Raw genomic sequence first — 22,815 nt, 5'->3', positions numbered from 1 at the left:
AAGAATGAGGGAAGCGGTGTTCAGCACAACGTTTCATTCGCTTCGCGAAGGTAAACGTTCTCTACACAGATCTATAGAAGGGGAGATCAAACAATGTCAGGATTAAACAGAACGAGCGTTATCGCGATATTGGAAAAGGGGGTTTCGTTTTTGCCGATTTTAGATTCGTTACTAGGGATTGAAAGAATGGTGGATTGTCTTATTTTAGGTATACGTGAAGAAAGCGGTGCCAGAGTAAGCTTGGAGTCAGGCCGTGCCATCAATGACCAAATAAAAGGAGCGGTGGAATCATGAAAAAATGCATATTAGCGATAATGGCAATGAGCGCAATGGTGGGCATTGCATTTGCGGATGAATATGACTGGACCGGTGTGGTTAATGGAAACTGGTCCGAAACCAACAACTGGGTCGGGCTGGCCAAACCCGGCGCACTGGGAACAACCGATCTCTATTTTACGAACGATACGGTTAATGTGGCCACAACCAATGATACCAGCACTGCGCTGAAGCGATCCGATATCGTGTTCGGTCCAAATCCGAATGGAGCATGGTCGATTAGCGGCAACAATTTGACGGCGGGTAATTTAGGCAATACATCCATTACGCTACTAGATGGAGCGGGAACCGTGACCATCAATTCCAAGGTGGAATTTGCCGTCAGCGAAAAACCCCATACGCTTATCATCGACGGCGCTGACACGCTGGAGTTCAACGGTGATTTTGACAATACCACCGGAGGCGACGTTATTTTTACGGGAGGAAAGTCTACAAGCAAAGTTCAACTTAACGGTGCGACAAAGGTCATCGGCGGAGATTGGCAACTCGAAAAACAGGGAAGCCTGGTGTTGGGGGCCGCGGGTTCCATGACGTTTGAAATCGGGGCGAACGGCGTGAATAAAAAAATAGTTGATTCCAATCCGACCTCTTGGCAGCCGGAATTCAAAGGGAATGGTACCTTTATTTTTGATTTAACGGCCGCCGGCACGATGGTCGGCGATTCCTGGACGATTGTTGATCTTGTTACTCCTGATCCAGCCAAGCAAGGCACTGCGACTTGGGATGCAACCTTCAATGTGCAGGACTTTACCGAAACTTCTGTAGGCTCAGGAATCTGGATTGATGACGCTTCGGGCGGGTACCAATTCACCACAACCCCGTCCAACGGCGTGCTGTCGGTGCTGTCGGTGATCGAGGCACCCGAGCTGGAGGTGCCGGTTTGGGAAGGCATTGATGGATGTGTCTTTCAGATGGACGCAAAAGAGCATTACCGCTTCTCGATTGATGCAACCGACCAACGGGTAACCGGCTGGGATGGAGTTTATGGTGTCGGACAGGTAGATGCCTTGACTTCCAAACACCCGATCTATGTTGAAAACAGTTTTAACGGAATCAATGCGCTGGATCTGCCTGTGAGTCGTTTTATGCGCTGTGTGTTTGATGCGCCGGTGAATGAATTTCAGGTTTTCGCGGTGTATTGGCCGGATTCAGCGGCACCAGCCGCTTTGGTAGTGGATTTCGATGAAGCCACTCAGGTTCTAGTCGACTCCGGCCGCACAGGCGCGTCTTTCGCGCTGGATACGGGAACTCCGACATACGCCTCCGACGGCGTAAACTATACCGGTCCGGCTATCTATGCCGCCATGAACGAGCGCTCCTCGGTGCTTATGTCTTTAATGGCTGGAGCCGGAACGCAGATTCGGATGAACGACTCCACCGCAAATGGAGGGGAAGCCTTGTTCATGTTCAAGACCCCCGGCGTTAGCTTCAAAGCCGGCGTGGATGTCTTAAGCATCGGTTCTGCCTTTGTCTCTTCAGCCGCAAGGTTGGATTCGGCCACGATGCGCTTTGTGGTCGAAGAAGCCGGGCAGTTCTACATTTCCGATGCCTCTGCCTCTCATGCCACCTCGTACAGCGTCAATGCATTAACCGCAAACTGGTACGCCTATGATCCATCAACTATAGCTGGCGTCTCAGTAATCGGAGCGGCTGCTACTCCTGCGTTCGCAAGCATCGACTCTATTGGCTACCTCCTGAGCGCAGAGGGTCCTGCAAGCGGAGGTGGTGGTGTCAACTTCGGAGTGACGAAGTTTACGGCACAGGCAGGTGGGCAGGAAGTGTTGATTGATCATCCGGATTTTGAGGTCGAGCTGTGGACTTCCTCAGATGCGGCTCCCGCCATTGCGGTGGGAACGGCATCCGGCTTGACCGATATGGATCAGCTGTTTCTCGGAAAGACCTATAACGGAAAGGTGGCCGAGGTGGTTGTTTTTGACCATCAGCTCTCCGTGGAAGAAGAGCAATTGGTGTATGACCGTCTGAATGTGAAGTGGATCGAACGGGTCTCCCGGGACGTACCCAACCTCTTTAAAACCCTGCTGGGCAAAACGGATGCTCAGTTTGAGGCCGCGCGGGCTACAGTAAGCGCAAATATGCTGCACGATTATTACACGACTTCTGACCATTTCCGGGGCGATACGAATACCATCTACGCCCTGGATGATTCTTCTGGCGAGGTGAGCTCGAGGCATGCGGTCGAATGGCTGCCATGCATTCTTATGGGCGAGAATGACAAGGCCATGTTCGACCAAGGCGTCAACCTGTTTGAGGATTATCATTGGCACTGGGATGCTGTCGTCGGACAGTGGTTTTTCAACGCTACCGTTTACGAAAGCGGCGAAGAATATCGCTCCACGTATGTGGGTCAGGGACACGATTACGGGCTGGCAACCGTTTTATATCAAGCGTACGCAAAATGGCGCGAACCACGATACCTTGAATTGGCGGATCGCCACGCGGCCTTTTGGCAGGCACATAAGGGTTTTGAAGACCCGGCCTCTGATAGAGAGGTGATTTATTCCGCCAATAACGCCGCGGGGTATGGAAAGGGCATTATTAAAATGTTCCCGAACGATTCTCTCGGGCTGGATGCCTACACAGAGTGTACCTACATGCAACCGCTGGGGTGCCGGTTGGCGGCTGAATTCGGAGCTTCTGTAGACGCTGAGTTTTATGATTTAGCGCCCCATGCCCAGAACCAATGGCTGTTGCGCGGTTCGCATCCCGTAACCGGGCTGGTCCCCGCTACCAGTGACCTGCAGGGAAATCCGGTGGAACATTCAGGCAAGGAGGATTGGGCTCGGTACTGCGACGACCCAACCGAGAAAGTGTGGGACCGGTATTTGAATTCGATGATCAATTATCCGCAGGACATGGATGCCGGCTTACTGGAATCGTTCAACAAGGTGGCCGCGTGGGCTGCCGGAATCGGGGTGGACAATCTTTTGAACGATTATGAGCTGGATGGCACCTGTACCAACGTAAATGTAGTCTACAAAGGTAATAAAGCGACCGAAGGCGGGATCGCGACGATTGCTGCCATGGCCCATGTGGTGGATACGGATCTCACGCCATGGGTTCAGCAGGCCTGGAACGATGTCGGCAACACGGATCGTAGTCAGCGCGGCTATGTCCGTTCCTTCTTTACCATTTCAGGACTCGCTCAGGTTCAGAACGACGGCCTGCGCAAAAACTATGTTTCCAATCTGGGATTTGAAACCCCGGCTGACCTGACGGGTTGGGACGTGTCTGTTGCATCCGGTAGCGTTGCGACGAACGCGGCTCGGCGGGGTTCCTACGGACTCGCCTGTACGTACCAATCACCCTCGCCGGAGCTGGCAGCTTCCGCTTTCCTCGCGGGAGCCACCTATCGGTATCGGGCCTGGGTGCGTTCGACCAGCGGAGCTCAAACCGTTAACGTCCACTGTGCGCTCGACGCCACCACATCGTCCTCGGAGCCGTGGGGTATTACATCCGATTGGAAACTTATTGAGTACACCTTCAGGTTGCCTTCGGAGGAGACAATCTCTTCCATCCGCCTTTGGGTTGAAGCCGGGGCCTCATCCACCTTTGACCTGGATGATGTCAGTGTGGTGTTGATGAGCGCGCCTGCCGTGATGCCTGAGCCAATGAATAGTGAAGCGACGCCGGTATCCATGTGGGATCAGTGGATTGCTGAATATCCCGGGCTCGGTGGAACCACAAATTTTGGGGATCATGCCGATAACGATCTGCTGGCCAACCTCGCAGAATATGCGCTGGGAGGAAGTCCGGTGGATGGAGACGACCAAGGCAACACCCCCGTGCAGTCGCAAATGGAAGATAGTGGAACAAACTACATCGAGTTTGTTTACTTTGAGCGTGACGATGCCGTCGAACGCGGGCTGACTACTATTCTTGACGTGGGAACCGACTTGGTCAACACGAACTGGGCCGACGGCAGCGCCTATAAGGTAGGTAGCGGAACGTCGGGAATTACTAACTTCAATGCCGTCACCAACTGGATTCCAACCGACGAGGAAGACCAGCAGTTTATTCGTTTGCAGATCGAGTTCACCCCGTAGGTGGTGCTGGTTTATCACAATGAATGCGCCCCGTTTCCGGGGCGTTTTTTGTATCTGAACCATTCCGTGATTTGGGAAACAAAGGTTCTGTATGGAGTTTTGTGGAGAACAGGAATTTTGATCGAACAAAAGATTCTCAGAGATGTAAGCGCGACTTAATCGGGGGTGTAGGACCGCTTACGCGATATAAATTGGCGACTCTACGATAATTTTTATGGAGAGACAGCTAAGCTGGAATATTTTTTGACCGGATGAACTGGATGAACGGGATTTTATCCGGTTGATCCTCTTGGCAGAGAGCCCCGAAGCTCAAGCACTGCAATAGGTGCGGAAAACAAGCAATTAAAATCAATTTACGGAATATGGGTTGGGATTGAGCAGGATTCCATTCAACCACATCCTGAAAATCCTGTGATCCCGTCCCGCGAGCGTAGCGACCGATAATTTGCGGAGAAAATAATGACCAGAGGTCATGGTTCAAAAAAGCAGTCGCTCGGAGTTTCATTGGGTAGGTATATTCTTTCTTAGAACGCTCTAATCCGGCAGTCCGAGCTTCTCGCGATACCATGTTGCATAGTGTTCCGCAGCGTTTTCTTCTGTGATGCATCCTTGATCGCCTTGCTGCCGCATCCAGCTATCCAACTGTTGTGACAGTTCCTCCTTCTTGGATGTATATTCCGGGAGGTCGGCTAGGTTGTTCAGTTCAAGAGGATCTAGTTTTCGGTCATACAATTCCTCCGCCGGGCGCTGTTCATACCGGAGGATCTTTGCGGCGGCTTTGGTATTGCCTTGAGCAGCATTCATTTTCCAGGATGGGTAGTATTCGGCATCGGGATTATTGTTGATCACATTTTGGAAGCGGTTGTTCGGGTGCAGGTTCCGGATGTAGGAATATCGTTGGTCTCGAACCGAGCGAATCCCGAACGGTTGCGTGCTGCACTTGATGCCGGTCGATGTATGGATGCCAAACGTATAGTTCTTATGAAAATTGGTTTCGCCACGTAGCACAGGGAGGAAGCTTTTTCCTTGAATCGATGGGGTCGGTTCGACTGCTGCGATCGAAAGCAGGGTTGGAAGGATATCGGAATACTCGACCATGGCCTGGCTTGTTGCGTCGGGCTTGATCTGTCCCGGCCAGCGCACAATCATTCCGCTGCGTAATCCTTCTGCATAGCACGTCCATTTGGCGAAGGGGAATGCGCTGCCTTGTTCGCTGGCAACCATCAAAGCGGTGTCGTCGGCAAGCCCTTCCTGGTCAAGCAATGTCATGGTTTGGCCGACTTCCCGGTCAAACTCCGTGATCTCTGCAAGATAGCGCGAATAGCAATCTCGCGTCTCGGGCGTATCCACCCAGTGTGGTGGAAGCTCCAGTTGATCGGGTGGGTAGCGCGTCGGATCTCCCGCGTCCCATGGATCATGCGGATGGTTCGACATCAGGAACAGGCAGAACGGTGTATCTGTATTCTGGCACTCGCGGATGAATTTCCGGACAACGGTGAAGTCCGGATCCTTGTTCACCGAATAGTATTCGAAGTCAAATACCGTTCGGGGGCTGATATGTGTTTTTCCGGACATTGCAATGCGGTATCCGACGGGTTTGAGGAAGTGGAAAACGCTTTTTATTTCGGGGTCAACCTGACTGTGATTTGGGTAGGCCCCTGATTTAACTGGATAGGTGCCGGTTAGAATATTCATCCGGGTCGGGGCGCACATGGGTGCGGTTTGCCAACAATTGTCAAATCTCATCCCCTGTCTGGCGAGGCGATCCAGGTTGGGCGTGAACGCTTGTCCTCCATATACGCCGAGATCGGTATAGGTACAGTCGTCGGCCATAAGAAAAATAAGGTTGGGTTGGGTTGGAGCGGCCAATGAAACGAATGGCAACAGGCAGCAGAGGAGTAGACGGTGTTTCATGGAGTTTGGAGTAAGTATTTTCATAATGGATGGCTCATTATTATAATTAAACCTCAATTGTTCATAGAGTGCATGTTGGTGTCAACGGGTGGTTTTGAATTCATTATCGTTAATAGTGAAATTCCAACGGTGCTTCCTAAATTCATGGGGCGGTACCTCCATGTGGAGTTTCATTTTTTTGGATTTTTGTTTCGATAACATGGGTTGCGTGAATGTTTCGGGGGTTTATGGTGTACCCATAGAAAGAACTCGCCTGTTGAATCTGGTGGGCTAATAACCAATAACTTTTAACGAATAACCGCCTCGCAAACCCAAAGGGTTTTGCAAGAGGCTCTCAAGTAGAAAGATACGCTATACAAAAAAGGAAACTCCAATGCGCCTATTGATACCCTTATTGATCCTGTTGAACTGCTCCGCTTTTGCGAAACCCGTGAAACCAAATTTAATGTTCATTTTAGCCGATGATTGCACCTTCCGGGATCTGGAGGTTTATGGCGGACAAGCCAAAACACCGCATCTCAATGCGTTGGCTGAAGAGGGGCTGAAGTTTAATCGATGTTATCAGGCTGCAGCCATGTGCTCGCCGACGCGCCATAATCTCTACACCGGAATCTATCCGATCCACAGCGGGGCGTACCCCAATCACACCTTCGCAAATCCCGGCACAAAAAGTATTGTGCATCATCTGAAAGCGCAGGGTTATCGCGTGGCGCTGGTGGGGAAGACACATATTAATCCTGAATCCGTCTTTCCCTTCGAATATCTTGACGGCATGGAACATGGCTATAGCGACAACAAGAACACTCCGGCAAAAGAGGTCGTGATTCGCAACCCGCAGCTCAAGCAGTTCATTGAGGAATGCACGGAATCGGACACGCCGTTCTGCCTGTTTGCTGCTTCGTATGATCCGCATGGCCCGTATACCCGTGGCAACCCCGATGCTTACGACCCGCAACAGTTGGTGCTGCCTCCCAATATTTTTGATACCCCTAAGTATCGGAGCGACTATCACAAGTACCTTGCAGAATGCACCTTCTTTGATCAGCAGGTCGGGGAATGCCTCTCGTATCTGGATGAATATAAGGTCAAAGACAACACGCTGGTGATGGTCGCCACGGAGCAGGGTAGTTCGTTCCCGTTCGGAAAGTGGAACAACTATGAACACAGCCTGTCGAGCGGGCTTATTGTTCGCTGGCCCGGTAACGTGAAGCCTGGCACCGAAACCGAAGCGCTGGTCGAATATGGCGACGTGGTTCCAACGTTCGTTGAGGCCGCCGGCGGGAAACTGGTTGCGCCCGTCGATGGGAAATCGTTTCTGGCCGTCCTGAAGGGCAAAAAGCAGCATAAAAACTATTCCTATGGATCCCAGACCATGACGGGCGTGAATGGAAACAAAGAGCCCTATGGCATGCGAACGGTCGTGAGCGAACGCTATCGCTATATTCGCAACCTGAAACCGGAGCGCCCGATCACGTTTCATGCGACGAACCCCTTTGTCCCGGAGCTGAACCCCAAACGTTCAGAACTTGCGGCGCTGGCTCTCAACGGTGATGTCGATGCACAGGCCTATATTAATCGCATGACGCATCGTCCGGCGGAAGAACTCTACGATATCAAAAAAGATCCGTATTGCCTCGTTAACCTCATCGATCAACCGGAGCTTAAATCCGTTAAACAGGATCTCATCAAGCAACTCGATGCCTGGATGCTGGCGCAGGGGGATCAAGGCTGGGCGACCGAGCTGGAAGCACCGGAGCGTGTCACGAGAACCAGTGCGCTGTGGAAGGAAATCAGAAGTCAGAAATAGATGAAAGAATACGGACTGCTGCAAGGACTGCTCAACCCGCACAAAATCACCAGCCAGAAACCATAAGGGAGAGCCGAGTAAACCGGGTTCATTTTTTAGCATTCGGCGTTCACTTCTAGGGATTGAATGTTTTGGCCTGAGAGCTAACATACGCTTTCAAATAAGAAAATGAATACAGGCAAACAAAGGCGATAATGCAATGAAGATGAGATATGTATTTACCATTATGATGGGGTTGCTTTCCGTGGCGGCACAAGCCGTTGTGGTCGTGGATTTCGACGCAGCCACTCAGATTCTAGCCGACTCTGACAACACACCCTCGTCTTTCGTGCTGAATACGACAACTCCGACATACGCCTCCGCCGGCGTAAACTATACCGGTCCGGCCATCTATGCCGCCATGAACGAGCGCTCGACGACTCTTGTGAGTTTAAAAGCTGCAAACGGAACGTTCATTCGGATGAACGACTCCACCGAAAATGGAGGGGAAGCCTTGTTCACGTTCAAGACCCCCGGCGTTAGCTTCGAAGCTGGCGTGGATGTCATAAAAATCGGCTCTGCCTTTGTCTCTAAAACCACAAGGCTGAATTCGGCTACGATGCACTTTGTGATCGAAGAAGCTGGGAAGTTCTACATTTCCGATGCTTCTGCCTCTCATGCCACCTCGTACCGCGTCAATGCATTAACCGCAAACTGGTACGCCTATGATCCATCAACTATAGCTGGCGTCTCAGTAATCGGAGCGGCGGCTACTCCTACGTTCAAAAGCATCGACTCTATTGGCTACCTCCTGAGCGCAGAAGGTCCTGCAATCGGAGGTGCTGGTGTCAACTTCGGAGTGACGAAGTTTACGGCAACCGCCGCCATCTCGGAGCCAGCCACGATAGGACTGATTAGCGCATCTGGAAAGGGGGTCTATCCGCAAGCCGAAAAAGATCCGGTCTGGGTGACGACACCGATGCGTGCTGCTGGCCGGAACGGAATAGTTGAAGATCAAAGAATTCTATAAATTCATCAATAGGGGTGCGTATTTGAATATGCAGGAGAAAAACAGCATTCATAACCAGGAACGAACAGGAAATACGATGAAAGTCATAATGACAATAGTGGCACTCCTGGTTCTCTCGGGATTTTCCCGGGCCGACAACCGGACGGATGTCAGCCTGAAATGGAAAGACAAAGCAACGCAGGAATCTGAGATCCACTCCGAAAGCGGGAACCTGTTCCAGAAGCTGGCGCATCACGGCCCGGCGATTGAAAACGAGTGGATGGGGGTGAGGATCTATTTCGACAAAAAGTGCGCGCTCGATGTCTATAACAAGCAACGGGCCGGCCTGGAACTGGCGGGTGCTTCATGGTATCCGACCGAAGAGCAGCAACAGGCGGGCTGGGGTTCCGATCAATACAAGGTTGGGCCGACCATTGGGATCGGGGGCGTACGCCTGTGGGATAATGGCAACGTCGTCCGGCTTGATCCGGTTTCCATGCGCACGGCCCGGGTCCGCAAAGAGGCCAGCTTTTCCCAAATTGAAATGCTTTCCGAGGACGTTCCGTATAAGGGTGGAACAGTGGATATCCTGATTCGTGTTTCGGCCTTTACCGGCATTCGGGAGATGAAGGTGGAGGCGTTCGCGCTTTGCGATGATCCGGTCGAATTTGTGACCGGGATTAATTATTGGGAGACCACGGACACCTTCGAGGGCGATCAGTATATCGGCACGTGGGGCATCCACCCGGAAGATGTGGCGGCATCCCCGCAAGCCATCGGTGCCGCCGTGTTCTATAATCCCGGCGACGTTGCTAAAACAGTTAGAACAGATAGCGAAATCCTGCTGGTTTCGAAGCCGACAAAAATGCTCTCAACCTGGATTATCAGCGCCTGCGAAAAAGAGGCAGGAATCAGCCGCCAACGTTTTGAGCAACGTTGCGCGGAGAGCCATTTGAATCGGTAGAAACGGGAAGTATTTTTTTTTAATGTTAATAAGGGCATATGTTATGAGAAACACGATTTCAGCTTTGTTGCCAATTTTTATTGGTGCAGGTTGCCTCTTCGCTTCTGGGCACCTATTCGCTCAATCAACCGAGGACATCGAAGAGAACTCTGTGGAGCAGGTTGCTGCTTGTAAGGAAGCAGAACCAAAAGCATTCGAAATATTGGAATTCGGCAGCGGAGGAAAGCGCAACATGCTTTACGACGCACGGCAGCGACCGCAGTCTGTCCTGCTGCATGGGCGTCTCTACATCGTCTACAATGCTGACGCGACCCCGACAAAGAACCTCAAGGGTGACGCCTACCCGATGTTCATCAGTTATGATCCAACATCGCGCACGTTCACTGAACCCGTACGTATCGGACCCAGGAATGCCGATCACCATTACAGCCCCATTATATGGGCTGACGAATCCGATTTCCTGCACGTGCTCCATGGATGCCACAGGACGCCGGGCATACACCTTGTCTCAAGCAAGCCTGTCGCCGCAGGAGTGGTGGATATCGAATGGGAGGAGGCTCCCCAAATTGCTCCTCAGATTTCTTACCAAACGGTTTTCCGCATTTATGATGACAAAGAAGTCATCACCTATCGAACCGATGGGCATACCAGCTCGTGGACGTATCGCATCAGCGATGACAACGGAAAAACATGGGTTGGGCCGGAGCAGGACGTCACCGACCTAGACATCAAGGGGAGAACCGACTGGTCCGCTTATCGAACTGCTTTGCCGAGTCGTGATGGAAAATATTTACATATGGCCTATATTGACTATGACGACAATATTACAGAGAAGGCTAATGAGCGCCTCTTCAATCCGCGTTACGATAAGAAGGTTGATATTCGGAAATACAATCTTCATTACGTAAAGATCAACCTAGAGACTTATGAGGTGGTCAATGCGGACGGAAAAACGCTGACGACGCCGATCGATCTCGATTACTCAAAGAAGCATTGTCTTATCTGGGACACGGATTGGCGGGGGGCAGGCATTCCTCCGGCCATCGCATTGGATAAGAACGATGAGCCAACCTTTCTGCACATACTCACTGGTGAGACGTCTCTGACGAAGCATGACTTTTATTATGTCCGTCGCGAAAACGGAGAATGGCGAAAAACCAGAATTACTCATTCAAACCATTACTGGAACAGCGGCCATCTTATCCATGGTGAAGACGGCGTCATTCACGCATACCTAATCACTGGCAAAGGGTATCGTCGGGGCGGCTATATGGATGATCGTGGAGGCGGCAACGTTGAGGAGTGGATTTCAGCGGATAACGGGGAGACCTGGAGAAAGTTCCGGGATCTGACGCCGGATAGAAAACGGTATCCCGGATGGCGCTTCAATCATATCCAGCCGGTTGTAGAACCAAACGGTGAAATCGTTGATGGCATGTTGCTGTTCTATGGCTGGAAGGATGAGGATGCTCCAACAGCAAAGGCTTTTCTGCTGCACCCATCATCCTAATCAAACGTTGCACGCTCCGCCGTTCCGCCGCCCGTTTAACTACTAAAAACTGACCGAGATTCAAGGAACCAAAAATATGAAATCAATCATCACTTCTCTAGTCCTGCTAACCAGCATCACTGTTTCAATGGCGGACACCAACCTTTCGGGGGTCCCGAGTAATGATCCCAAGGAACTTGCCGGCCGTGTCATTGACAACCTGCTTTCCCGCGGAACCATGTATTATGGAGATCAGGGACTTCATTATGCCGAAACGTGTGCGGCAGTTGGGGCTCTTCGCTTTGCTCAAAAGCAAAACGACACCGAACGGCTTGAACGAATCATTGCCCGCTACGAAAAACTACTGGAACCGGGCAACGATCTCATTTCCCGCCATCCGCATGTCGATCAGTTTGTCACCGGGGCTCTCTCGCTACAGATCTATATGATTAACGGCGACAAACGGCATCTCGAGCTGGGATTGTGGTTTGCGGATCAGCAGTGGGAAAAGCCCCGAGAAGACGGTCTAACCTCCCAGACACGCTGGTGGATTGACGATATGTATATGGTGGGGATGCTTCAGATTCAGGCCTATAGAGCGACCAAAGAGATGAAGTACGCCGATCGTGCGGCCCTGCAATTGGCCGCTTATCTTAAGAAGCTCCAAACGGATAATGGTTTGTTCTATCACGGTCCTAAATTTCACTACCATTGGGGACGCGGTAACGGTTGGGTCGCTGTCAGTCTGGCCGAAGTACTCAGCGATTTGCCTGCCGATCACAAACTCCAGCCCGAGATTATGAAAGCATACCGGAAGATGATGGCATCGCTTCTGGCCTATCAATCCGACAACGGCATGTGGCGTCAGCTCATCGACTATGAATACGCTTGGGCTGAAAGTTCCGGTACCGCCATGTTTGCCTTTGCCATGAGTGTCGGCCTCAATCGCGGCTGGTTGGATGCATCAGATTATGAACCGGCAGTGAAGCAGGCCGTTAAGGCCCTGTGTGCCCATGTGGACCGAAAGGGCCAACTCCGCGAGATTTGCATTGGCACCGGACAGCAGGACGATATCGAATTTTATCTAAACCGACCCCGGACGTTGGGCGATTTTCACGGTCAGGCCCCCTTTCTCTGGCTAGTAACAGAAACTACAGAGTTGGTTGCATTGGCCCAAACGAAGTCTCCTCCGAATATCGTCGTCATTATCTGCGACGACCTGAACGATACGATCGCGGGAATGGGGGGCCATCCGCAGGCCAAGACGCCCCATATCGACCGCTTGATCAAGGGAGGGGTGCGCTTTGCGAATGCGGCATCGAACTGCCCGCTGTGCGGACCATCGCGTGCCAGTTTGTGGAGCGGACTGTATCCGCATGCCTCTGGTTTTTATGGTACGGGCCGGCCAACGGATCATTGGAATGAAAATCCAGTCATTGGAAAAACAAAGTCGCTGTTTGAGCACTTTACGGCCAACGGATATAGGAACTTTTCCACCGGTAAAATCCATCACAACGGACACGAGGTTCTGAGTATATTTGAAAATGAGGATGGGTTTCCCGGATTTGGCAGCCTCCCGAGCTTCGGTCCCGTTCCCAACAATGGGAAGCCCGAAAATAAAAAACACGGAATCGCCCCCCCGTGGTGGCCGGAGGACTGGCGTAAGGGGAGTGGATGGGGCGATGGATTTGGCCCCGTTGAGGATCTCTCGTCTTTCGGAGAAGGGTATGGATGGACCTCCTTTTATCACGGGAAGCCCTGGGAATATAGAAACGGACACGACCGCGACCCGCTGCCCGATGAAGTGCATGCGGCCGAAGCGGTTGGTTTTCTGGGGAAGAAACACGACAAACCTTTTCTTCTGACCGTCGGGTTTTCACGACCCCATACCCCTTTGTATGCTCCGAAGAAATACTTTGACCTCTTTCCCCTTGAATCGGTTGAGCTGACACCTCTCCTCGAAAACGATGCGGCGGATTGTGCGAAAATTTTGACGGAGCAGCACGATCTCGCCCATCCGTGGGGATGGGAAAAGTACGATTCCATCATGAAGAATGGAGGGGAGGAGCGATTGCGGGCGTGGACTCAGGCTTATCTGGCCTGTGTGGCATTTGCGGACGATATGATTGGTCAGGTTCTCCATGCACTGGAAGACAGTCCGTATGCAGAGAACACGCTGGTGATCTTTACGAGCGACCATGGGTATCATATGGGCGAAAAGGATTTTCTCTTTAAGTATTCCCCGTGGGAAGAGAGCGTCAGAATCCCGCTGGTTATTAGCGGGCCGGGCGTGGCGAAAAACCGTCAATGCACAACGCCGGTCTCACTGATTGACCTCTATCCGACCTGCGTCGATTATTCCGGCCTATCGGCTCCCGGGCACACGCTCGACGGGGTTTCATTGAGACCGTTGCTTGAAAACCCCGCGGACGGAAAATGGTCCGGTCCGTCGGTTTCCATTTCTGCTTGCGCTTCCAAGGTTCCCGCGGAGCGGAATGTGCCGGCCAAAGCAGACAATCAGCACTTCAGTGTGCGGTCGGAGCGCCATCGTTACATTCGTTGCCGAAATGGCGAGGAAGAACTGTATGACCACCGGAATGACCCTCATGAATGGACGAATCTAGTGTCCAGCCCGGAACACCAGGAGATCCTGAAGCAAATGCGAAAACAGCTCTATAAACAGGTTCCTCTCGCGGAGTAACTTTAATCAATTAACGTATCAGTGAACGAACCCACTCTCAGAGTTAGTATTCTGCGGGGATAAAACGGATAAGGACGGCCTCATGACAATTAAGAAATACACTACAGAACAGATCATCGGAATGCTGCGGGAGGCAGAGATGTTGTTGACTGCTCGGCAGGTCATCGCAACGGCTAGCCGAAAACTCACCCTGCGGGCAATCATACAAACTGCATTGTTTGTGTGTGTGATCTCATCATCTGGCGTATTTGCCAGTGAACCACCCGCGTCGGTTTGCTTTGAAGGTAAGAGCGGCATGCCTCTTATCAACAATGGCCAACCGCTGCCCATCGTCATTTCTGAGAGCGCTGATCCGGCTGTAAAACGGGGCGCAACAGCTTTCGCCGAAGATTTATATAAAATAGGCGGTTCTGCGACCCGCATTATTGAAGCCGGCGATACCCTTAAACACCCAGCCGTTTTAATGGGTGTTCTGGGCAACCACCCGCTCATTGACGATCTTGTTTCACAAGGAAAGGTAGACATCTCCACCATTAAAGGTGAATGGGAAGCTTTTCAAGTAGCCGTTGTTGAAAAGCCATGGCCAGATGTTGAGCATGTGTTGGTGATTGTGGGCGCTGATCGTCGCGGTGCAATTTATGGCGCCTTTGATCTTTCCGAACAAATGGGTGTGTCCCCTTGGTATTGGTTTGCTGATGTCCCTACTGTGCAGCATAAAAATGTATTTGTTACTGCAGGCAGCGTGACGGATCAACCCAAAGTGCGCTATCGCGGCATTTTCATTAATGACGAAGATCCGGCATTAAAGGGCTGGGCTGAGAAGAAGTTCGGTGGTGTTAATTCGGGGATGTATGAACGGGTGTTCGATTTGATACTGCGCTTGAAAGGGAACTACATTTGGCCTGCTATGTGGGGCAAGTCGTTTCATTTGGATGATCCAAAGAATACTGCGTTAGCCGATAACATGGGGATTGTTATGGGCACGTCCCATCACGAGCCAATGGCGCGAGCCCACGCAGAGTGGCGTCGAAAAACACGCAATCCATGCATTGGGGTTGGTGAGTGGGATTACGAAACGAATAGCGAAAATATTAAAACGTTTTGGCGTGCCGGCATCGAGCGCATGATGTCTAAAGGCAATGGATCGTCCTATGAATCACTCGTCACGGTTGGGATGAGAGGGGATGGCGACGAGCCGATGTCAGAAGGTACTGCGATCGATTTATTGGAAAAAATCGTCAGCGATCAAAGAGACATTATTGCGGATGTGACGGACGCTCCGGCTGATGCTACGCCCCAGGTATGGGCGCTGTACAAAGAAGTATTAGACTACTACGAAAAAGGCATGACGGTGCCTGATGACGTTACCTTGTTGTTCGCCGACGATAACTGGGGGCTGGTACGCCGATTGCCCACAAAAGAGTTGGATCGAGAAGGGGGCTTTGGCGTTTACTATCACTTTGATTACGTAGGAGTACCTCGAAATTACAAATGGAACAACACCATTCAAATTGGCAAGGTCTGGCAGCAAATGGACTTGTCCTATCAACGTGGCGCGAGAGATTTGTGGGTGGTTAACGTAGGTGATCTCAAGCCCATTGAGTACCCTATCGACTTCTTTCTTACCATGGCATGGGATCCTGAAGCGATGGATACTCAGGCGTTGGCACAATACGCGACCGGTTTTGCGGAACAAACGTTTGGCCGTGAACTGGCCCTTGAGATCGCCGGGTTAATTCAACGTTATGGTACCTACGCAGCAACGCGTAAACCTGAGCTGCTGAACCAGAATACCTTCGCCATCGGGAGCATCGGTCTACCAAGCCTTAAAGGGGGTCCGTTCTACCAACATGTAAAAAAATGGCGACAGCTACAACGTGACATGATACGCGTGAAAGCGAAGATAGGTGAAGAGCACTACGCTGCATTTTTCCAACTCGTCGAATGGCCGATTTCCGCGATGAGTAACCTGTACGAAATGTATTTCGCAGCGGCCTGGAATAAAGTACTGGCCGAAGAAGGGGACGCCCGCGCTAATCACTTTCAACAGATCGTAACGCGCAACTTTCAGCGCGATGCGGAGCTGACGGATCAGTATCATCAGATTAACGATGGCAAATGGGATGGCATGATTAATCAGATACATATGAGCTACGTCACGTGGAGGCATCCCGAACAGCAGATTATGCCCCCGGTATCTAAAGTAGATGGCGTAAAAAATGACATCGCAGTGAGCTTTGTGGAGATGCCCCAACCAGTCCATATTCAAATAATCAATGCAGGCGAGTTCAGCAACGCGCACAATAACAATGGATTAACTTGGACCCGAGTAGAGCATTTGGGGCAATCCAGCGCCGCCGTGGTGGCCCTGCCACAGGGCAAAGCAGCAACCCGTGTCAGCGACAACGTTGCTCTGACGTATAAAATAGAGCAACCCTTTTACGGTAGTGCAAACGTCACCCTAGAGCTGAGCCCGACACTGGACACAATAGGCCAGGGCGGTATGCGTTTGGCTGTGACGATAGACGATGAGCCCGTGCAAATCCTCAACTTTGATTTACATGCAACGGGGGCTGGTCAGCATACAGCAGAGGAAAAAGCCTGGGCTAAAGCAGTGGTTAACAACAAGCATACGATCGATGTCAGATTTGTAGGCATCAGCCCGGGAGAACACGTGCTGAAGATTTTCCGAATAGACGACAATGTTGTTTTGGAAAAAATGATTATTGAATCAATTCAAACAGAAACGCCTGCGTCTTAAAGGACAACCCTGATTAAAAGGTAGATTAACATGAAACAGTATAAGTTCATTTTGGTGGCGGGACTCCTCGCGTTATTTACGGTGCATGCGACGCGGGGCGACCCGCGCCCTAATATTATTTTCATTCTGGTCGACGATATGGGTTATTCCGATATCGGGTGTTACGGCGGAGAGATCAATACGCCGAACCTCGACCATTTGGCGGAGCGGGGGATGCGTTTTTCCCAGATGCACAATACCTCAAAATGTTATCCATCGCGTGCTTGTCTGCTGACCGGGGTGTATGCCCAGCAGTGCGGCATGCACACTAAATTCAGCGGCATCCGCGATGCGGTTACGCTGGGCGATGTCCTGCGTTCGGCGGGCTATCGAACATTGGCCGCAGGAAAACATCATAGCGAGCAGAGTCTCTATGAGAAGGGTTTCGAACGCTGGTTCGGTTTGCGGGACGGCGCCAGTAATCATTTTAATCCCGGCCATCCGCGCCCCGGTGAGCCACAGCCCGCGCAGAAAAATCCCGGCCAGCGTGCGTGGTGTATTGATGATCAAACCTTCACTCCGTACACCCCGCCGGAAAAGGATTTTTACTCGACCGACTACTTTACGAAATACGCGATCTCCTATCTCGAAGAATACAAGAGAGAGGAGAAACCCTTCTTCCTCTACCTTGCCTACACCGCACCGCACGATCCGCTGCAGGCCTGGCCGCGGGACATCGCGAAATACCGCGGAAAATACAGCGCCGGTTATGAGGCCATTCGAACCGCTCGCTATGAAAAGATGGTGGAACTGGGGCTGGCTGATCCGGCGATGAAACTCTCCGACCCGACCTTCAGTGGCTGGGATTCTCTTTCGAATGATGAGCGGAAAAAGGAAGAGGAACGTATGGAGGTCTATGCGGCGATGATTGATTGCGTGGATCAGAATATTGGCAAACTGCTCGTCCAGCTCGAAGCACTGGGAGAACTCGACAATACCTTGATTCTTTTCGCGTCCGACAATGGAAGTTCCCCGGTATTCGCCGAGAAAGGGGTCGGTGGAACCGGGCCAATCGGTTCCATGTCTTACTGGGCATCGCTGGGCAAAAACTGGGCAAACGTCAGCAATACGCCTTTCCGTTTCTATAAGAACGACAGCTATGAAGGCGGCATCTGCACTCCATTTATCGCCTATTGGCCGGGAAAAATTAAAAACCATGGCTCGATTGATCACCGTCCGCTCCATTTTATCGATGTCATGCCTACGCTGGCTGAATTAGCCGGTGCGACCTATCCCTCGGAATTCCGCGACCAGAAAATCACGCCCATGCAAGGCGAGAGCTTTCTGCCGGCCTTGCTGGGAGCGGAAGCTACGGATCGGGTGAAGCCCATTTTCTGGCAGTGGAAAGCGGGTAAGGCCGTTCGGCGCGGAAAATGGAAAGCGGTCGCTAAAGGTTCTGAATGGGCACTGTACAATATGGAAATCGATCGTAATGAAACCACCGACTTGAAAGCACAATTCCCCGAAACCTTTGCCGAGCTGCGCGGTCTTTATGATGCGTGGTCAACGTCTGTCGGCGTGAAACCTGCAAAGAATCAAAAAAAGAGCAAGTCGAAGAAAAAGGAAAAGAAATCATGAGACGACGTCACTTTATTCAATCAGCCGGATGGTTCGCACTGGCCGCTCCGGTCGGGTCGTTCGCTGCGAAAAAGAGTAAGAAAAAAGGACGGGCCGATCCGTACGGGCATATACGGATGAAAGCTGGCGGTCTGGCGACCAGTCTCGAGATTTTCAGCTTGTACCAAAAGCAGGCGCCTGTGCGTATTGAAATGTTGAAACAGGCCTACGCGGTGCTGGAAGCAGATCCGCAGGCTTCGTTTGCCGATTTGCTGTCCCATTCACCCTTCCAAGCATTATGTGCGGAGGCCGGACTGTCGCTGTTGGGCGGCCCGATGCTGGGCAATATTTCTGAAACAGGCGCGTCAGTTTGGGTGCGCACGTTGCGGCCCGCGCAGGTCAGCGTGCGGGTGGGCGGCCAAACATTGGGTCCGGTGGCCAGCTCGGCCACAACCGATTTGACGGCGGTGGTGGCGGTGAGCGGACTGAAGCCGGGAACGGAGAATCGGTATCAGATTCTGATCGATGGGAATCCGGTTGCATCGATTGGCGCGCAGTGCATTCGTACCGTGCCCGAACAGCACCCCAATTCGCGTATTGCATTCGGAAGCTGCTGGCATCGCTGGGGTCTCGGTCATGCGCATTTGGATACCATCCGCGCCCGCAAGCCGCTGGCGATGCTGATGATCGGCGATGTCGCGGTGCAGGATCGTCTGGGGCATGCCGGATTGCAGCGTCATGATGTTTTGCTGCGAGATCTCCGACCGCGTTGGCAAAACTTTGCCTCGGAAATGCCCGTGTATGTAACCTGGGATGATCACGATTATGCCGCCAACGATGTGTCGGGAGTGATGAAAAAGTTTTCGGCCGAAGATCGACAGCGGACGTTGCAGGTTTTCCGTGAATCTTGGGTGAACCCGGAATATGGCAACGGAAGCGAAGGACTGTTCCTGCACCGGCGGATTGGGCCAGCGGATGTGATTATGCTCGATAACCGCTATTTCCGTGATCATGCAAAAGGCCGGGATTCGTTTCTCGGGAAGGAACAGATGGCGTGGCTGAAGGAAAAGCTGCTGGCTTGTACGGCGCCCTTTATCATCCTTTCGTGTGGAACGATGTTCTCTGATTATGTCTCCGGGGGAAAAGATTCGTGGGGAAAATATGATCCCGAAGGTCGGGAAGAACTGTTCCGCTTTATCGAGGAACATAAGATCGCCGGCGTGCTGATGATTTCCGGCGATCGGCATGGCGCGCGCGGCTTCACCATTCCGCGCTCCGGCGGATTTAAGTTTTACGAGTTTGAAGGCGCCTGCTGCGGCGGGCGGGGCGGACTGGCGGCAACGGATCCAGCATGGGAAACCCAGCTCTACGGAATCTCCTATAAATACGCGTTCAGTGAGTTTGAGTTCAATACAACGGTTGCCGATCCGACGGTCACCTTCAGACTGCTGGATGAGAACGAGACGGAAATTTATACAACCAAACTCACCCGTTCGCAACTGACGCCGGGCTGAACGACTGAAGAGGAGCTGCCGAATGAACAAAAATATTTTCATCTCTAGTATGGGTTTGCTGTTAGCGTGGGGCGCGAGTGCCGCGGCTGAAGAACGGCCCAATATCGTATTTTTCATTGCTGACGATGTGTCGCAGGAGGATTTCGGTTGCTACGGCCATCCGACGCTTAAGACACCGAATGTGGATGCGTTGGCGGCGAGCGGTATGCGTTTTGACAACGCCTATCTGACAACCAGTAGCTGTAGTCCCAGCCGATGCAGCATTATCACGGGACGCTACCCCCATAACACCGGCGCGCCGGAACTCCATGTCAAGCTACCCGACGCGCAAATCCGATTTCCCGAGCTTCTGAGAGAGGCGGGCTACTACACGGTGCTGTCGGGCAAAAACCACATGTTTGGAAACACGGACCGCGCCTTTGATCAAATCACCAAGGGCGGAGGCCCGGGCAAGGAGGAGGATTGGGTGGGGCATCTGAAAAACCGTCCCAAGGACCAACCGTTTTTCTTCTGGTTTTCTTCCATCGACGCACACCGCGGTTGGCAGGAAAGTGAACAAGCCCCGGTATACAACCCGGAGGATGTGATCATCCCTCCCTATATGGTCGACACCCCGGTGACGCGCGAGGACCTGGCCAGCTACTACCACGAGGTAAGCCGCTACGATCACTATATCGGGCTGGTGACGGCTGAACTGGAACGGCAGGGAGTGCTGGACAATACGCTGATTGTGGTGGCGGCCGACAACGGCCGTCCTTTTCCGCGCTGCAAGTCGCGCCTGTATGACACCGGCATCAAAACGCCCTGGGTGGTTCATTACCCCCGCATTATAAAAACCCCGGCGATGACTGATAGCCTGATCAGTTCCATCGACCTGAGCGCCACCTGTCTGGAGTTGGCGGGTATTGAAAAGCCAGCCTGCATCCAGGGTCAGAGCTTTCTTCCCATTTTGAACAACCCGGCGACCGAAACGCGGCAGCTGGTGTTTTCGGAGCACAACTGGCATGTCTATAAAAACCATGAGCGCATGGTGCGCTTCGGCGACTTTGTCTATATCCGGAACAACTATCCGAACCAGCCCAACCTTACGTATGAATCCGACACCAAGTATCCTGCGGGAGAGGAGTTGTGGAAGGCGCATGCCGCGGGGAAGACAACGCCTGAGCAGCAGCAGATCTTCGCGAATCCCTGCCCAGAAGAGGAGTTGTTCAAACTAAGCAAGGATCCGAACCAGCTTACCAACTTGGCCGATAATCCGGAATACGCGGGAGCGTTGAAAAAGGCGCGCGGATTGATCGATCAGTGGACGGAGCAGACCGGCGACACGATTCCTAAAAATCCCACGCCCCATCGCCACAGCCCGCCGCGGATCGAGGATGGAAAAATCATCCCTGCGGGAAAATTCAAAAACAAAAACCCCCACGCCGAAATGCCCGGTGCCGCAGCAAACGCCACCGAGATCAACCATCCGGGGCCGGTAGAGTTATAGGAGAAGGAGATTTTCGATGTCGAAAATAATATGGAGTTGTATCATGTGTGCATGCCTAGCGTCTTCGATGGATGCACGCGGGGCCGGGCTGAAAGGGAACGCTGCAGGCCTATTCCATCTTGAAAAAAATAATGGCAGGGATTGCCTGATGGATCCGGCTGGCAAGCCGTTTCTTTCATTGGGCGTGAATCATGTTCAAAATATTTTCCCCCATTCCTTTTCCGGCGACCGGGAGAAGGAATGTGACGCGGTCTTCAAGAATCTTACATCATGGGGCTTCAATACAGCGGGCTACGGTTCTCCGGCACCGTTGACCCGGATGATGCCCTATCTGGCTCCGATGTACCTTACGAAGAATGCGAACTACATGCCCGACTCAGAATTTTACTACCCGGATATTTTCGATCCGGCGGTTCAGGAAGAGATAAGAAACGTGATTGGTTATGAAGTGGGCAAACAGCTGGGCAACCCCAACCTGATCGGCTACTACTGGACGGATACGCCGCAGTGGGATCTGGAGCGGGCGCGTAAAAAACGCGGAACCGACTGGGTGTCGACCCTGCGTGAAATGCCCGCCGATGCACCGGGAAAAATGCGGTACGAACAATTCCTGAAAGAGGGAGGAACCCTGGATGAAGACTTCCTGCGGCTGATCGCGCGTGAGCTCTACAAGGTGCTTGGCGAAGAGACGCGGCGGCGGCATCCCGATGCGCTCATCTTTGGCGAGCGTTATCTGATAAACGACCATCCCAATTGCGTGGTCGAGGAGGCGTTGCCCTATATCGATGTCCTGTCGATCCAGCCGGGCGGGGCGGAGTTCAACGGCGACTTTTTCGACCGATTGCATGCCAGGTTCAAAAAACCGATCCTGCTGTGCGACCATCAGTGCAGCTTCCCGACGCCGGAATATTCAAAGACCATGTGGCAGCAGATGGAAAACGAGGAGGCCGCTGGGCAGGCCTATGCCCGGTATTTAAGGGACGCATTCGATAAATCCTACATTATCGGTTATCAGCGGTGTCAATATATTGACCGCTTTGCGGAACATCGCGACGTGCTCAAACAAGGCATGCTGCGCGAGGACGGAACTCCGTACATGACGTTGGTTCGGCATATCAGCGAAGCCAATACGGAAGCGATTAATCGCTTTATGAAGCACCTAAAATGAAGCGAACCGCGAATTTGTTGAATA

13 protein-coding genes are annotated in these 22,815 nt (G+C 52.2%); 12 read left to right on the top strand and 1 reads right to left on the bottom strand.

All coding sequences use genetic code 11. From position 1 onward, the window contains the following. Positions 1-93: 93 nt before the first annotated feature. Both SCARR_RS20635 and SCARR_RS20630 read left to right on the top strand, forming a co-directional pair. Positions 94-294, top strand: coding sequence for a hypothetical protein (locus tag SCARR_RS20635; protein ID WP_136063537.1), 201 nt, complete (start codon positions 94-96; stop codon positions 292-294). Next, the gene (locus SCARR_RS20630; protein ID WP_136063536.1) at positions 291-4,400 is read left to right on the top strand and encodes a carbohydrate binding domain-containing protein; all 4,110 of its coding nucleotides are present in this window, start codon (positions 291-293) and stop codon (positions 4,398-4,400) included. Before SCARR_RS20635 ends, SCARR_RS20630 begins: the two co-directional genes overlap by 4 nt. Positions 4,401-4,934: 534 nt before the next feature. Here SCARR_RS20630 and SCARR_RS20625 read toward each other — a convergent pair. Continuing rightward, a complete protein-coding gene (locus SCARR_RS20625; RefSeq protein ID WP_136063535.1) occupies positions 4,935-6,338 on the bottom strand; it encodes a sulfatase family protein in 1,404 nt (467 codons plus the stop codon). Between the two features lie 406 nt (positions 6,339-6,744). On the opposite strand from SCARR_RS20625, the gene SCARR_RS20620 reads away from it, so the two are divergent. From SCARR_RS20620 to SCARR_RS20575, 10 genes are all read left to right on the top strand, one after another. Next, the gene (locus SCARR_RS20620) at positions 6,745-8,121 is read left to right on the top strand and encodes a sulfatase family protein (protein WP_168433492.1); all 1,377 of its coding nucleotides are present in this window, start codon (positions 6,745-6,747) and stop codon (positions 8,119-8,121) included. Positions 8,122-8,320: 199 nt separating this feature from the next. Then, positions 8,321-9,130, top strand: a complete 810-nt coding sequence (locus SCARR_RS20615; RefSeq protein ID WP_136063533.1) for a hypothetical protein — start codon at positions 8,321-8,323, stop codon at positions 9,128-9,130. Between the two features lie 76 nt (positions 9,131-9,206). Then, positions 9,207-10,073: a DUF4861 family protein gene (locus SCARR_RS20610; protein ID WP_136063532.1), complete on the top strand. Its 867-nt coding sequence runs from the start codon at positions 9,207-9,209 to the stop codon at positions 10,071-10,073. A 43-nt stretch (positions 10,074-10,116) separates the two neighbouring features. Next, a complete protein-coding gene (locus SCARR_RS20605; protein WP_168433491.1) occupies positions 10,117-11,583 on the top strand; it encodes a BNR-4 repeat-containing protein in 1,467 nt (488 codons plus the stop codon). Positions 11,584-11,659: 76 nt separating this feature from the next. Then, positions 11,660-14,263 (top strand): glycoside hydrolase family 88 protein, encoded by a 2,604-nt coding sequence (locus SCARR_RS20600; RefSeq protein ID WP_136063530.1) that lies wholly within the window; start codon positions 11,660-11,662, stop codon positions 14,261-14,263. 139 nt (positions 14,264-14,402) lie between these two features. After that, complete coding sequence (locus SCARR_RS20595) at positions 14,403-17,024, top strand: glycosyl hydrolase 115 family protein (RefSeq protein WP_136064699.1); 2,622 nt, start codon at positions 14,403-14,405, stop codon at positions 17,022-17,024. Between the two features lie 30 nt (positions 17,025-17,054). Next, complete coding sequence (locus tag SCARR_RS20590) at positions 17,055-18,641, top strand: arylsulfatase (protein WP_136063529.1); 1,587 nt, start codon at positions 17,055-17,057, stop codon at positions 18,639-18,641. Continuing rightward, the gene (locus SCARR_RS20585; RefSeq protein ID WP_136063528.1) at positions 18,638-20,134 is read left to right on the top strand and encodes an alkaline phosphatase D family protein; all 1,497 of its coding nucleotides are present in this window, start codon (positions 18,638-18,640) and stop codon (positions 20,132-20,134) included. Before SCARR_RS20590 ends, SCARR_RS20585 begins: the two co-directional genes overlap by 4 nt. Before the next feature lie 22 nt (positions 20,135-20,156). Next, entirely contained in the window at positions 20,157-21,623 is a 1,467-nt protein-coding gene (locus SCARR_RS20580; protein WP_136063527.1) for a sulfatase family protein, read from the top strand. Positions 21,624-21,666: 43 nt separating this feature from the next. Next, the gene (locus SCARR_RS20575; protein ID WP_136063526.1) at positions 21,667-22,791 is read left to right on the top strand and encodes a hypothetical protein; all 1,125 of its coding nucleotides are present in this window, start codon (positions 21,667-21,669) and stop codon (positions 22,789-22,791) included. Positions 22,792-22,815: the final 24 nt, after the last annotated feature.

It is taken from the genome of Pontiella sulfatireligans, assembly GCF_900890705.1.
Classification (GTDB): domain Bacteria; phylum Verrucomicrobiota; class Kiritimatiellia; order Kiritimatiellales; family Pontiellaceae; genus Pontiella; species Pontiella sulfatireligans.
The sequence above is the reverse complement of the archived record's forward strand: the minus strand, read 5'-3'. Positions and strand labels throughout refer to the sequence as shown.

What these genes read in the sequence shown, in the direction of transcription:
- SCARR_RS20635 (WP_136063537.1), top strand. Translation starts at nt 94, where the DNA reads ATGTCAGGATTAAACAGAACGAGCGTTATCGCGATATTGGAAAAGGGG.
- SCARR_RS20630 (WP_136063536.1), top strand. Translation starts at nt 291, where the DNA reads ATGAAAAAATGCATATTAGCGATAATGGCAATGAGCGCAATGGTGGGC.
- SCARR_RS20625 (WP_136063535.1), bottom strand. Translation starts at nt 6,338, where the DNA reads ATGAAAATACTTACTCCAAACTCCATGAAACACCGTCTACTCCTCTGC.
- SCARR_RS20615 (WP_136063533.1), top strand. Translation starts at nt 8,321, where the DNA reads ATGAAGATGAGATATGTATTTACCATTATGATGGGGTTGCTTTCCGTG.
- SCARR_RS20610 (WP_136063532.1), top strand. Translation starts at nt 9,207, where the DNA reads ATGAAAGTCATAATGACAATAGTGGCACTCCTGGTTCTCTCGGGATTT.
- SCARR_RS20605 (WP_168433491.1), top strand. Translation starts at nt 10,117, where the DNA reads ATGAGAAACACGATTTCAGCTTTGTTGCCAATTTTTATTGGTGCAGGT.
- SCARR_RS20600 (WP_136063530.1), top strand. Translation starts at nt 11,660, where the DNA reads ATGAAATCAATCATCACTTCTCTAGTCCTGCTAACCAGCATCACTGTT.
- SCARR_RS20595 (WP_136064699.1), top strand. Translation starts at nt 14,403, where the DNA reads ATGTTGTTGACTGCTCGGCAGGTCATCGCAACGGCTAGCCGAAAACTC.
- SCARR_RS20590 (WP_136063529.1), top strand. Translation starts at nt 17,055, where the DNA reads ATGAAACAGTATAAGTTCATTTTGGTGGCGGGACTCCTCGCGTTATTT.
- SCARR_RS20585 (WP_136063528.1), top strand. Translation starts at nt 18,638, where the DNA reads ATGAGACGACGTCACTTTATTCAATCAGCCGGATGGTTCGCACTGGCC.
- SCARR_RS20580 (WP_136063527.1), top strand. Translation starts at nt 20,157, where the DNA reads ATGAACAAAAATATTTTCATCTCTAGTATGGGTTTGCTGTTAGCGTGG.
- SCARR_RS20575 (WP_136063526.1), top strand. Translation starts at nt 21,667, where the DNA reads ATGTGTGCATGCCTAGCGTCTTCGATGGATGCACGCGGGGCCGGGCTG.